The sequence below is a fragment of the Desulfofundulus thermocisternus DSM 10259 genome (genome assembly GCF_000686645.1).
GTDB lineage: Bacteria > Bacillota > Desulfotomaculia > Desulfotomaculales > Desulfovirgulaceae > Desulfofundulus > Desulfofundulus australicus.
Genome location: NZ_JMLG01000004.1, coordinates 131,880 through 144,919 on the forward strand (window position 1 = coordinate 131,880; position 13,040 = coordinate 144,919).

The window sequence follows — 13,040 nt, forward strand, 5'->3', positions numbered from 1 at the left end:
CATGAACAATGTGAATGAAATGAGACTTCTGGTTGTAGACGATGAGCATCTGGAAAGGCAGGCCATCCGCCTGATTCTTGAAAGGGCGGAAGAACCAATCAAAGTGGTGGGTGAAGCGCGGAACGGCCGCCAGGCCGTGCAGCTGGCTGAGGAGCTGCGGCCGGACATCATCTTGCTGGACATTAAGATGCCCGGTATGGACGGGTTGACCGCTGCAAGGGAAATAAGAAAAATTATACCTGCGAGTGCCATTATTTTCCTTACTGCTTATAACGAGTTTGATTATGTCCAGGAGGCCCTGCGCATCGGTGTGGTGGATTTCCTGCTCAAACCCATTCGCTCCCAGGAACTGGTCGACGTGTTGAAAAATACGCGGGTCCAGCTTCTGCGGGAGCGCGAAGAGCAGAGTGAACACAAAAAGTTGCAGGAACAACTGGCGGAGGCTCTCCCCTGGCTGCGGCTCAACCTTGGTTTGGGCCTTATCTGGGGCTTGTGGGAAGAACGGGCTGCCGTGGAACAACAGGCCCGGCTGGTACGGTTGGAGACATTGCCCCGGGTTGCTTTTGGTGTCTGCATGGAAAGGCGGCTGGAGGGCAATAGTTCTTCCCTGGCCAGATTTGAATTGCTGCGCTATCAACTGCAACATCTGGTGGAAGAAACTTTGAGCCGGCATCCCTGGGGGTTATGTCTCCCGGTAAGTGAACGTATGCTGATAGGCCTGTGGGGTAATCGGGGGCCGGAACAGGAAAAGCGCCTTCGCCAGCTTGTGGGGGAAATTATTGAAGCTGCTGCTGAAAAGCTTTCCCTGGGGGTAACTGTTGGCCTCTCCCGTTTTTATGAGGATATAAGCCAGTTGTCCCGTGCGGCCTGGGAGGCTCAAACCGCGGCCCATCTTGGCATGTTTTACCTTGGGCCCGAGCGGGTAGTTCATGTGGACGAGCTGGAACATAAAAGTGGCAGGGATGAGGTCGTTTGCGCAGCTGGAGAAAGGGAATTGGTGGAAGTACTGCACAGCGGCGATGTGGAAAAAGCCAGGAAGACATTCCGGCAGTTTCTGGTTTCCGTATTCGGCAGCCGGGATACCGACCTTCACCTGATTAAAGCCCGCCTGATGGCCATACTGGTGGGATTCTCGCGCAGTATGGGCAGTTACGGGGGACAGGAAGCTATGCATTTCTATAACAAATTTGCCCGCCAGCTTTCCCTCTGTCTCTCAATAGAAGAACTGGAAGAATGGGTGGCAGAACTGGTGCTGTCGGGTAACGATCCCTCTGCCGGTCGGACCGGTGCCATGGTGCACAGTGCAGTTAAAAAAGCCCTGGAATATATTCACGAAAATTATCAAAGGGAAGTGTCTCTTGCCGATATTTCCCGGATAATTTACCTTAGCCCCGATTATTTCAGCAGGGCATTTAAAGAACAGATGGGGTGTACTTTTTCGGAATATCTGCTGCGCCTGCGCATTGAGAAGGCCAAAAAGTTACTGGCCGAAACGGATTTGCCTGTGGGTGAAATCGGCCGGCAGGTGGGTTATCCCGATCCCAACTATTTCAGTCGTGTTTTCAGCCGCTCCATGGGGATGCCCCCCAGCCGTTACCGCCAGATTATGATGCGTTGCGATCATCGGGCTTCACCAGACCGGTTAAAAACAGGTTTATTTACAAAGTAATTACTTTATCCGGCCGAAAGGATTTTTGACTTTTATATAGAAATAAACTGTTCAAACTCGACGTTTATATTTACCATTTAATCCGGGTCACAACCGGCCGATTTCGGTGGAGGGGATGTACCGGAAAATGGTGCTGTACTTTCAGAAAGGTGAGTCCCTGGCGACGGGTTCGCATCCGGCCACCGGGCGGCGGCGCCTGCGTTTTAATAAAAAACGTCTGCCCGTCCTGCTGATAGCGGTTTTGCTCTGTTATCTCGTGCTTTCATTTTTTTCCCAGTTTCACCGTCTGGATGCCATGCAGCGGGATGTGAAACAGCTTCAGGATCAGCTGGCTGATTTGCAGAGGAAAAACGCGGAGCTAAAACAGCAGCTGAAGATGGTCCAGTCAGACGAGTACATCGAACAGGTGGCCAGGGAACGGCTGGGCCTGGTTAAGCCGGGTGAGGCGCGTATTGTGCCGGTAAAACCGGAGGAATAAACCTGCACCACCTCCAGGGGCACCGGCCCGGATTGAAAAATTAAATCTTTCTTGACACATTTTGTCTTCCGGGCATATAATTAACCAGGGTTTAAACAGAGGGAGGCCAAGCCGCGGGAACATGCCGGTAGAAGTGGGTAATGTTTTGGAAGGTGTGGTAACCGGGATTGCTAATTTCGGAGCCTTTGTTCAGCTTCCCGGTGGTGAAACGGGTCTGGTTCACATTTCTGAAGTGGCCGATGAATATGTGAAGGATATCAACCAATTTTTAAAAGTTAACGACCGGATAACGGTGAAGGTTATTTCCGTGGATGCCCGGGGAAAAATAGGACTGTCCATCAGACAGGCCAGGGATCCGGGGGAGAGGCCATTCCGGCGCAGGCGGTTTGAGCCCTCCTTTGAGGAAAAATTGAGCCGTTTCCTTAAAGAAAGCGAGGAGTTGCAGCAGTCCCTGCGCAGGAGTCTTGACGCCAAGCGGGGGGGCCGGGGCTCGGGCCGGCGTTTTTTCTAGTGAGCGGGATATATTCAGGAGCAGTGCGGTATGTTAATGGCATTCCAGAAAAAGGAATGCTTTTTTAGTTTATCCGGGGAAGGTGTTGGGGGTAAGTGCGTATAGCGGTAATTGATATCGGTACCAATTCAACCCGCTTGCTGGTTGCCGATGTGCAAAGGGAAAAAGTGGAACGGGTGGTTCATTTCGATCTGGTAACCACCAGGCTGGGAGAGGGAATTGGATCCGGGTATTTAAAAAAAGAGGCCATCAGGAGAACATGCGGGACTTTGAAGCATTTTCTGGAACGCATCCATTCCCTGCGGGTGGAACGGGTGATAGCGGCAGCTACCAGTGCCGTGCGGGATGCCCGCAACCGTGAGGAGTTCCTGGAGGAGGCCCGCCGGGCCGGCCTGGAGGTAGCGGTCCTTTCCGGGGAGGAGGAAGCCTACCTCAGTTACCTGGGGGTTGTGGCCGGTCTTGCCGTGGAAAGAAGCGGCCTGGTGGTCATGGATGTTGGCGGTGGAAGTACCGAATTTATCTGGCCGCAGGGGGATCTGCTTTACTGCCGCAGCGTTAACGTGGGAGCGGTGCGTATGACAGAAGGGGGGCATGACGATGCCGCTATCTGCCGCCTGCTTTCCCCCGTACTGGAGCAGGTCCGGCTAAATTCTCCCCGCCACCTGGTAGGGGTGGGGGGAACGGTTACCACCTGTGCAGCTATGGTGCAGAAACTGGCCGTTTATGATCCGGACAGGGTACACGGTTTCGTGATTTCCTTCAAGGATGTGGAAGATTTGCTGGACGTTCTCTCCCGCTGTACCCTGGAAGAAAGACGCCGCCTGCCCGGCCTGCAGCCGGAAAGGGCTGATATTATTACTGCGGGTCTGCGCATTGTTCGCCTGGTAATGCGGGAATTAAACATTTCCTGCCTGCAGGTGAGCGAAACGGACATAATGCACGGTCTGGCCATTAAGGCCGCAACTGGTGTCGAAAGAAAAAATGTTGTAATTTACCAATGATGACAAAAAATGCCCACCCCCTGTACTATAATTTTCAGTTAAGGAAAGGTAAGGGGTGGCACTTGTGTCGGAAGAAATTAACGTCTATCCCTACCAGCGGGCGGGCCAGGAAAAAAAGAAAAAACGCGTTGTGGAAAAGAGAAAACGCTGGAAAATTAAATTCAGGCCGGCACCGGTGGCGTTCCTGACCCGGGAAGCATTAATTTTACTTGTGGCCGGCTTTTTTCTGGCACGGGCCGTCTTCCTGGGGGAAATTGTTCCCTGTGCTGCTGCTTTCGTGGCCGCAGCAGCCCGGACCTTTCCTCAAGCCGGCTGGGCCGCCCTTCTGGGGGCCGGGGCGGGCCTGATCACTGTTAATTCCGGTCTGGCCCTGGCCGGTTCGCTGGTCACGGTGATCCTGGCACTGGTGCTGGTGCGGGCTGTGCCCGGAAGCATTAAAAGACCGCAGCTGGTGGTGGCGGCTGCCGTTTTTTCCCTGACCGTGGTTGTAAAAGGAGGGCTGCTGGCCTTTACCGGGCCCTCCCCCTACCAGTATATCAGCATCTTTTTTGAAGGCGGGTTTGCCGCCCTTTTAACCCTGGTCTTTCTTGCCGGCCTCCCTTCCCTGGACAAGCTTACCGGCCTGTCTTCCCTGACGGGGGAGGAATTATTTTCCCTGATGGTACTGCTGGTGGCCGTGGTGGCCGGCACCGGTGACCTGCAGGTGGCCATGTTTACCCTGAAAGGGCTGCTGAGCAAGCTGATCATCCTGCTGGCCGCTCTGCTGGGCGGGGTGGGGCTGGGCGCTGCCGTGGGCGCGGTGGTGGGCATTATACCGGGGCTGGTTTATACTGCCGTTCCCACCATGATTGGCGGTTATTCCTTTGCGGGTTTGCTGGCCGGGCTGTGCCGGGGCCTGGGCAAGCCCGGGGTTGCTCTGGGTTTTCTGTTGAGCAATATTATTTTATCCGTTTATGTAACAGATTTTGGAGATCTGACGGCGGTTATGGGGGAAGCTGCCCTGGCCGTATTGCTGTTCCTGTTTATTCCGGGACGGTACATCGGTTCTTTGAGCAAATCACTGTTCCCCCTGGTAATGAAAGTACAGGGCGCGGCACCCGCTGTGGACCGGGTGCAGGCCGTGGTTGCCGGTCGCATGCGGAACTGGTCTCTGGTCTTTGATGAACTTTCTCGCAGTTTTGACCAGAACCCTGCGCCTTCACCCCGGGAAAAAGAGGAACCTTCCCTGCAATCCCTGTTTAATCAGATTGCTAATAAAGTGTGCCAGGGGTGCGGCCTGTACCGTACCTGCTGGGAATGGGAATTTTTTCATACCTACCAGAGCCTGCTGGATCTGTTCACCCTGGTGGAGATGTACGGCCAGGTCAGCGGGTCTGATCTGCCGGAAAAGCTCCGCCGCCGGTGTTCCCGGCCAAAGGAGCTGGCCATTACCGTTACCTGCCTGTATGAAACCTATAAGTTAAACCGTTACTGGTTGAAGAGGATGGCTGAAAGCAGGGAGATCGTTTCCGAACAGTTGAAAGGCGTGGCCCAGATTATAGAGAACCTTTCCTCGGAGCTGGAATTTGAGGTCCAGGCCCTGACCGGTAATGAACATCTTCTGAAACAAAAGCTCAAGCAGGCGGGGTTCCCGGTGACCGAAGTAAGGGTTCACCGGCAGGATGAGGATCAGGTTGAGGTCATGGTTACCCGGAGCACCTGCGACCGGCAGAACGAATGCAGGGAAATGGTGGAGCTGCTGTCCCGGTTGACGGGAAAGTCCCTGGCTTTACCCTTTACCCGGTGTCCTGTTTTTAAGCCCGAACAATGGTGTACTTTTCGCCTGTACAGCGGGCTGAAGTTTGCCCTGGAGCTGGGAGTGGCCGGGGTTGGTAAAAACGGAAGCTCTGTGTCGGGGGATAGTTATGCTTTCCTTCCCTTAAGGGAGGGGAAGTTCGCCCTGGTTTTAAGCGACGGCATGGGCAGTGGTGCGGAAGCAGCGCTGGAAAGCAGTACAGCCGTATCTCTTTTGAGCAGGCTCCTGGAAGTGGGGCTGGACCGCAATCTGGCCATAAAAACCGTTAATTCCATAATGATTCTCCGTTCTCCCGGGGAAACTTTTGCCACCCTGGATATGGCCATGCTCGATCTTTTTGAGGGACAGGCCGAATTTGTTAAAATTGGTGCCCCCCCTACTTTTCTGATTAGAAACAAACGGGTGAGCATGATCCGGGCCAGCTCCCTGCCGGTGGGCATTATCAGGGATATTGATGTGGCTTCCGTGGCCAGGACCCTTCTGGAGGGAGATGTGCTGGTTATGGTCAGCGATGGTATTATCGATTCCTACCGCGGTTCGGGAGACAGGGAAGACTGGATCCTTGGCGTGCTCCAGGAAATAAGCGACTTCCGTCCCCAGGAGCTGGCGGAGCTGCTGCTTAAACTGGCCCAGACCGGGGCGGGCGGCGAAAAGCAAAACGACGACGACATGACCGTGCTGGTGGCCCGGGTAGCAAAGGCAGTGCCCTCCTGAAGAGGGCTCAGGCTGTTGATAAACTCCTTATGTGCCCTGGTTTTAAAGGAGGAGCGACCTGGAGTGAGCGCCGCCGGGCCAGGCCACGGCGACGGGATGAGGCGGGGCCGCGGACAGGATGTCCGCGGAGGCCACCTGAACACAGGATGTGTGAATGTGGCCGGTACCCGCCGAAGACCGGAGCCGGGGCCTAAAGGCCCGGCCAGCGATACGACCGGGAGCGACGACTAAAACCAGGGCACATCCCAGAAATATTTTGTCTACAAGCTGTGCTCTCTTGAAGAGGGCCTTTTTTAATTTGCTTCTACCGCGGTACATTTTTTACCACCGGGAAGGAAAAAAATATTATTTGTGGAATTGTAGTATTTCGGATGCACAAATGGGAGTGCCGGGGATGGCTCTGGAACAGGTTGTTCGCTTGTTCATTAATAAATTCGGTATGATTTCCCCCGGAGACAGGGTACTGGTCGGGGTTTCCGGTGGCCCCGATTCGGTGGCTCTTTTGCACCTTCTCTGGAGAATGAAAGACGAACTGCAAATCTCCCTGGCCGTAGCCCATCTAAACCACATGTTTCGTGGCGAAGAGGCCCGGGCCGATGCCCGGCTGGTTGAAGAACTGGCAGAAAGCCTGGGGTTACCGGCATATGTGGAAGAATTTGATGTGCCCGCTTACCGGGAACGCACCGGCCTTTCAGCTCAAGAGGCGGCCCGTCAGGTGCGTTACCGTTTTTTCGAGGAGGTGGCGGGACGTACCGGTGCCTCCCGGGTGGCCCTGGGCCATCACGCCGATGATCAGGCGGAAACCATTCTCTTTAATTTTTTACGCGGTACTGGTCTGGCCGGCTTAAAGGGCATTCCTCCTGTCAGGGGAAAGTACATTCGCCCCCTGCTGGATGTTCGCCGTCACGAAATTGAGAAATATTGCCGGGAACATTCCCTGCCTGTGCGGGAGGATGCTTCCAATAAAAAAACCATATATACCCGTAACCGGATCAGGTTGCAACTGATTCCCCAATTGGAGGCGGAATATAACCCACGGCTGGTCGAGGCTCTTATGCACCTGGGGCATATCTGCCGGGAAGAAGATGGTTATCTGGAGGACCAGGCCGCCCTTCTGTATGAGCAGGTATCTGAAGCGGGAAGGGAGAACTATCTGCTTTTAGAGGTAGAGGGTTTGTTGTCTTCTCCTCCGGCCCTGGTACGCCGGGTTTTGCGCCGGGCCTGGCGACAGCTCACCGGCACAGGGACGGATCTAACCTATCTGCAGGTGGAATCTTTGCTGGACCTGTTGTATAAACCCGCCGGGGGTAAAATAGTGGAACTTCCCCGGGGGGTTAAGGCGTCCCGTTTTGACCGGTTCTTGCGCCTGTGGATAGGGGGTGTTATCTCTACTGTGCCCGATTACAGTTATCCCCTGGAAGTTCCGGGCATAACCTATATTCCGGAGATCAATACCTCCATTGAAGCCAGGCTCGTTACCCTCGAAGAAGCTCCGGATCCCGGGCTTCTTTCCCCCCGGGAGGCCCTGCTGGATTATGATACCTTACCTGCCATGCTGGTTGTCCGCAGGCGCCGGGAAGGAGATCGTTTTCAGCCTCTGGGTATGCCTGCCCGGATGAAGTTAAAAAAGTTTCTCATTGAACAGGGAATTCCCCGGGAAGAGCGGGACCGCCTGCCCCTGGTGGAGGCGGGAGGGGAAATTGTCTGGGTGGGGGGAGTACGTCCTGGCGAACCATGGAAGGTTACCGGGAAGACCAGAAGATGTCTTTACCTGCGGATTCGGGAGGGGGATATGCAAGGCTGATAAATTGAAACAGGGTCGAAAATATGTTAAATTAAGCTTATGGTTAAATGGAGCGGTTTTGCTGAGAGGAGTGGATTTGTTGAACAAGGTCCTGAAAAATTTAAGCATATATATTTTAATTGTGCTGGTTATTATAGTCCTGATTAAATATACCCAGCCGCCCACTACGGGAGTGGAAGAGTGGAACTATAACAGGTTCATCCAGGCAGTAAATCAGGGCCAGGTTCAAGAAGTAACCATCCAGTCCAGGGAGCATACAAACCTGATTACCGGAACAACAAAAAACGGTACCAGGTTCCAGGTTACGGGGTTAAAAAATGATGCTCAGATAGCTACCATTTTGCTCGAAAAGGGCGTGGAAGTAAAAATTCAGGAGCCTCCTTCCCCGGGCTGGTGGGCCAACATTCTGAGCAGCCTTTTGCCCATCCTGATTTTCGTCCTGCTGTTCTTCTTCATGATGCAGCAAACCCAGGGTGGGGGCAACCGGGTGATGTCCTTTGGTAAGAGCCGGGCCCGCCTGCATACCGATGATAAGAAGCGGGTTACCTTTGCCGATGTGGCGGGTGCCGATGAAGTTAAGGAAGAATTGCAGGAAATAGTGGAGTTCCTGAAAAACCCGAAAAAGTTTGCCGAACTGGGAGCCCGCATTCCCAAAGGGGTGCTTCTCTACGGCCCCCCCGGGACCGGTAAGACCCTTCTGGCCCGGGCAGTGGCCGGAGAAGCGGGGGTACCCTTTTTTAGCATTAGCGGCTCTGATTTTGTGGAAATGTTTGTGGGCGTCGGCGCCTCCCGGGTGCGGGACCTTTTCGACCAGGCCAAGAAAAATGCTCCCTGCATTGTCTTCATTGACGAGATTGATGCCGTGGGCCGGCAGCGGGGTGCGGGCCTGGGTGGCGGTCATGACGAGCGGGAGCAAACCCTGAACCAGCTGCTGGTTGAAATGGATGGCTTCAGCCCCAACGAGGGGATCATTATCATTGCCGCCACCAACCGCCCGGATATCCTGGACCCCGCCCTGTTGAGGCCCGGCCGGTTTGACCGGCAGGTGGTGGTGGATATCCCCGATGTGGTGGGACGCAAGGAAATTCTCAAGGTGCATGTGCGGGGCAAGCCCCTGGCTCCCGATGTGGACCTGGATGTGCTGGCCCGGCGCACACCGGGCTTTACCGGTGCCGATCTGGCCAACCTGGTAAATGAAGCCGCTCTCCTGGCCGCCCGCAACAATAAAACCCAGATCTCCATGCAGGAGCTGGAGGATTCCATTGAAAGGGTTATTGCCGGCCCGGAGAAAAAATCCAAAGTTATCAGCGAGCAGGAAAAGAAACTGGTCTCCTACCACGAAGCCGGCCATGCCGTGGTGGGGTATCTCCTTCCCAATACCGATCCGGTGCACAAGGTCTCCATTATTCCCCGGGGCAGGGCCGGCGGCTACACCCTGCTCCTGCCCAAGGAAGATCGCTATTACATGACCCGCTCCATGCTCCTGGACCAGGTGACCATGCTGCTGGCCGGCCGGGTGGCTGAGGCCCTGGTTCTGAAGGAAGTCAGCACGGGTGCGCAGAACGACCTGGAGCGGGCCACCGAGATAGTACGGCGCATGGTCATGGAGTACGGGATGAGCGAAGAGATCGGCCCCATGACCCTGGGGCGCAAGCAGGAAACGATCTTTTTAGGGCGGGATCTGGCCCGGGACCGGAACTATGGCGAAGAGGTGGCCGCGGCCATTGATAAGGAAGTGCGGCGCATGATTGAGAGCTGTTACAACCGGGCCAAAGAGCTTCTGGAAAAGCATATAGATACGCTGCACCTGGTGGCCAAGACACTTTTTGAAAAGGAAACCCTGGAAGCGGAGGAATTTGCCGCCCTGATGAAACAGGCCGGGGAAGAAGAGCACAGCGCCAAAAATTAGATGCCGGGGTCTGTTTCACGTAAATATTCAGGGAAGCCGTCATGACAGGGATGCGGCGCTGTCGGCGCGAAGCATTGGGGTAAGCGAGGACAGCGCTGCATCCAACCGGGTTTCATTGAATATTTACGTTGAATATTTGCGTTTCAGTGCTCCGGTAATTATATACAGGAGGAGTCGTGGTATGGAACGGACCTTTGTGATGATTAAACCCGACGGGGTTCAGCGAAACCTGGTGGGGAACATTATTGCCTGTTTTGAGAAGAAGGGGTTGAAAATAGTCGGCTTGAAAATGATGCGCATCCCGCGGGAGCTGGCTGAAAAGCATTATGGAGAACACAGGGACAAGCCATTTTTCGGCTCACTGGTGGATTACATAACGTCGGGACCGGTGGTAGCCATGGTTCTGGAGGGAAAGGATGCGGTGACGACGGTCCGGGAAATGATGGGGGCCACCAACCCCTTGAAGGCTGCTCCGGGAACTATCCGTGCCACTTACGGGATGGATATCGGCCGCAACGTGGTTCACGGTTCCGATTCGCCGGCCAGTGCTGCCCGGGAGATCGGCCTGTTTTTTGCACCGGAAGAACTGGTGGATTACCAGAGAGACGTGGACCGCTGGATTTATGAATAGGAGAGTGGCGTAGCAGGCCACTCTTTTTTAAACCTGAATTTTTAATGAACATAATAAAAAAATTATTTGAAGAAGGAATTCTCTGATAAAATGACGAACTTGTAAAGAATAGCAAGGGGTGAGATGGATTGGCGGGAGAACTTAAAATTGGCCTGCGGGGTGAAGCCTCTACGCGGGTCACGGAAGATAATACTGCCCTGGCTTACGGCAGTGGGGGAGCAAGGGTTTTTGCCACTCCCGCGATGATCGGCCTGATGGAAAAAGCGGCCCTTTCTTCGGTGGACCCGCTTCTGGAACCGGGGCAGGTCACTGTTGGTATCCGGGTGGATGTGGAGCACCTGGCCGCCACTCCTGTGGGAATGGAAGTTGTTGCCACCTCAGAACTGGTGGAAATTGACGGCAGGCGCCTTGTGTTTAAGGTGGAAGCCCGCGATGAGCAGGAGTTGATCGGCCGCGGTACCCATGAGCGCTTTATTGTTGACGGGGAGCGTTTCCTTTCCCGGGCTGCAGCGAAGTTGAAATCTACCTCCTAAGTTCAGCAACAGATATTCCGGTTTCTGCCGGGATGTCGTTTTATGTAGCTTACTTTAAGATAAGGAAGAGGGGGGGAAGGAGAGTATTTCGGGGCAGCGGTAGCGTTAGAGGGTTATAAATAAAATTTAAATTAATTATTTTCAACCAAGCGGAAAGGAGAGAAAATTTATGCCTTACGATGCCACCAAGATGGCTGACTGGCAGATTGCCGAAGAAGCGGAAAAGAATATGCCCACTCCTGAAGAGTGGCGCGAAAGACTCGGCCTGGAGAAGGATGAGGTCATTCCCTACGGCAGGATCTGCAAGCTTGACTTCATGAAGATCATTGAGCGCTTAAAGGACAGGCCGAACGGCAAGTACATCAACGTTACGGCTATTACTCCCACCCCGCTGGGAGAAGGTAAGACTACCACCACCATCGGCCTGGTTGAAGGCCTGGGCAAGAGGGGCAAAAACGTGGGCTGTGCCATCCGCCAGCCGTCGGGCGGCCCCACCTTCAATATTAAGGGTACGGCAGCCGGTGGCGGTAATGCCCTGGCCATCCCCATGACCGAGTTTTCCCTGGGTCTGACGGGGGACCTCAACGACATCATGAACGCCCACAACCTGGCCATGGTAGCCCTGACCTCCCGCATGCAGCACGAGCGCAACTACGATGACGCCGAGCTGGCCAAGCGGAACCTCCGCCGGCTGAATATCGACCCCACCCGGGTGGAAATGGGCTGGACCATCGACTTCTGCGCCCAGGCGCTGCGCAACATCATCATCGGCATCGGCGGCCGGATGGACGGCTACATGATGCAGTCCAAGTTCCAGATTGCCGTCAGTTCCGAGCTTATGGCTATCCTGGCGGTGGCCAACGACCTGAAGGATCTGCGGGAACGCATTGGCAAGATCATCGTGGCCTTCGATATGAAGGGCAACCCGGTTACCACCAGTGACCTGGAAGTGGCCGGTGCCATGACCGCCTTCATGCGCAACACCATTAACCCCACGCTGATTTCCACGGTGGAATACCAGCCCGTGCTGGTCCATGCCGGTCCGTTTGCCAATATCGCCATAGGCCAGTCTTCCATCATTGCCGACCGGATCGGTCTGAAGATGTTTGACTATCACATCACCGAGAGCGGCTTTGGTGCCGACATCGGCTTTGAAAAATTCTGGAACGTCAAGTGCCGCATGAGCGGCCTGGTACCCAACGTTTCCGTGATTGTGGCCACCATCCGTGCCCTGAAGATGCACGGCGGTGGACCGAAGGTTGTGCCCGGCCGGCCGCTTCCCGACGAGTACACCAGGGAAAACCTGGCCCTGCTGGAGAAAGGCATCGAGAACCTGATCCACCACATCGGCATTGTCAAGAAGGCCGGCATCAATCCTGTGGTCTGTATCAACTCCTTCTACACCGATACCCCCGACGAGATCAAGCTGGTCCGCCGCCTGGTGGAAGAAGCCGGCGCCCGCTGCGCGGTATCCGAGCACTGGCTCAAGGGCGGCGAAGGTGCTCTGGAGCTGGCCGATGCGGTCATCGATGCCTGCAATGACCCCGTGGACTTCAAGTTCCTCTACCCGCTGGAAATGCCGCTGCGGCAGAGGGTGGAGATTATCGCCAGGGAAGTCTACGGAGCCGACGGTGTAGTCTGGACGCCGGAAGCGGAAGCCAAGGCCAGAATGATCGAAGAAAATCCCGCCTACCGCGACTTTGCCACCATGATGGTCAAGACACACCTGAGCTTGAGCCACGACCCGAACCTCAAGGGTGTGCCCAGGGGCTGGGTTCTGCCGGTGCGCGACGTGTTAATCTTTGCCGGAGCCAAGTTCCTCTGCCCGATGACCGGTACCATCAGCCTGATGCCCGGTACCAGCTCCGACCCTGCTTTCCGGCGGATAGACGTGGATGTAAATACAGGCAAAGTTATCGGTCTCTTCTAAGGGAAGAAACTCCCGTAGGGGCACTCCGGTTTACCCGGGGTGCTTTTTTGTTCAAAACAGGGGCG

Annotated in this window: 10 protein-coding genes; all 10 read left to right on the forward strand. The window is 55.0% G+C overall.

The window, feature by feature from the left end:
• Window position 1: 1 nt before the first annotated feature.
• The 10 genes from BR83_RS0105705 (at window position 2) to BR83_RS0105755 (ending at window position 12,975) form a co-directional block, all read left to right on the forward strand.
• Window positions 2-1,669, forward strand: a complete 1,668-nt coding sequence (locus BR83_RS0105705) for a response regulator (RefSeq protein ID WP_027356265.1) — start codon at window positions 2-4, stop codon at window positions 1,667-1,669.
• 127 nt (window positions 1,670-1,796) lie between these two features.
• Window positions 1,797-2,147 carry an FtsB family cell division protein gene (locus tag BR83_RS15165; RefSeq protein WP_051617956.1) on the forward strand — a complete coding sequence of 117 codons (351 nt, stop codon included), beginning with the start codon at window positions 1,797-1,799 and terminating at the stop codon, window positions 2,145-2,147.
• A gap of 121 nt (window positions 2,148-2,268) precedes the next feature.
• Window positions 2,269-2,658 (forward strand): S1 RNA-binding domain-containing protein, encoded by a 390-nt coding sequence (locus tag BR83_RS0105715; RefSeq protein ID WP_027356266.1) that lies wholly within the window; start codon window positions 2,269-2,271, stop codon window positions 2,656-2,658.
• 95 nt (window positions 2,659-2,753) lie between these two features.
• Window positions 2,754-3,659, forward strand: coding sequence for a Ppx/GppA phosphatase family protein (locus BR83_RS0105720; protein ID WP_027356267.1), 906 nt, complete (start codon window positions 2,754-2,756; stop codon window positions 3,657-3,659).
• A gap of 64 nt (window positions 3,660-3,723) precedes the next feature.
• On the forward strand, window positions 3,724-6,168 hold the full coding sequence (spoIIE, locus tag BR83_RS0105725; RefSeq protein ID WP_034634576.1) for a stage II sporulation protein E: 2,445 nt from the start codon (window positions 3,724-3,726) through the stop codon (window positions 6,166-6,168).
• A 394-nt stretch (window positions 6,169-6,562) separates the two neighbouring features.
• Complete coding sequence (tilS, locus tag BR83_RS0105735; protein ID WP_027356270.1) at window positions 6,563-7,972, forward strand: tRNA lysidine(34) synthetase TilS; 1,410 nt, start codon at window positions 6,563-6,565, stop codon at window positions 7,970-7,972.
• Window positions 7,973-8,051: 79 nt separating this feature from the next.
• Complete coding sequence (ftsH, locus tag BR83_RS0105740; protein WP_027356271.1) at window positions 8,052-9,881, forward strand: ATP-dependent zinc metalloprotease FtsH; 1,830 nt, start codon at window positions 8,052-8,054, stop codon at window positions 9,879-9,881.
• A gap of 181 nt (window positions 9,882-10,062) precedes the next feature.
• The gene (gene ndk / locus BR83_RS0105745) at window positions 10,063-10,512 is read left to right on the forward strand and encodes a nucleoside-diphosphate kinase (RefSeq protein ID WP_027356272.1); all 450 of its coding nucleotides are present in this window, start codon (window positions 10,063-10,065) and stop codon (window positions 10,510-10,512) included.
• A 128-nt stretch (window positions 10,513-10,640) separates the two neighbouring features.
• Window positions 10,641-11,045 (forward strand): thioesterase family protein, encoded by a 405-nt coding sequence (locus tag BR83_RS0105750; protein ID WP_027356273.1) that lies wholly within the window; start codon window positions 10,641-10,643, stop codon window positions 11,043-11,045.
• Between the two features lie 169 nt (window positions 11,046-11,214).
• Window positions 11,215-12,975: a formate--tetrahydrofolate ligase gene (locus BR83_RS0105755; RefSeq protein ID WP_027356274.1), complete on the forward strand. Its 1,761-nt coding sequence runs from the start codon at window positions 11,215-11,217 to the stop codon at window positions 12,973-12,975.
• Window positions 12,976-13,040: the final 65 nt, after the last annotated feature.

Bases quoted from the DNA above. Each gene is read 5' to 3' on its own strand.
- BR83_RS0105705 (WP_027356265.1), top strand. From the start codon at position 2: ATGAACAATGTGAATGAAATGAGACTTCTGGTTGTAGACGATGAGCAT.
- BR83_RS15165 (WP_051617956.1), top strand. From the start codon at position 1,797: ATGGTGCTGTACTTTCAGAAAGGTGAGTCCCTGGCGACGGGTTCGCAT.
- BR83_RS0105715 (WP_027356266.1), top strand. From the start codon at position 2,269: ATGCCGGTAGAAGTGGGTAATGTTTTGGAAGGTGTGGTAACCGGGATT.
- tilS (WP_027356270.1), top strand. From the start codon at position 6,563: ATGGCTCTGGAACAGGTTGTTCGCTTGTTCATTAATAAATTCGGTATG.
- ndk (WP_027356272.1), top strand. From the start codon at position 10,063: ATGGAACGGACCTTTGTGATGATTAAACCCGACGGGGTTCAGCGAAAC.
- BR83_RS0105755 (WP_027356274.1), top strand. From the start codon at position 11,215: ATGCCTTACGATGCCACCAAGATGGCTGACTGGCAGATTGCCGAAGAA.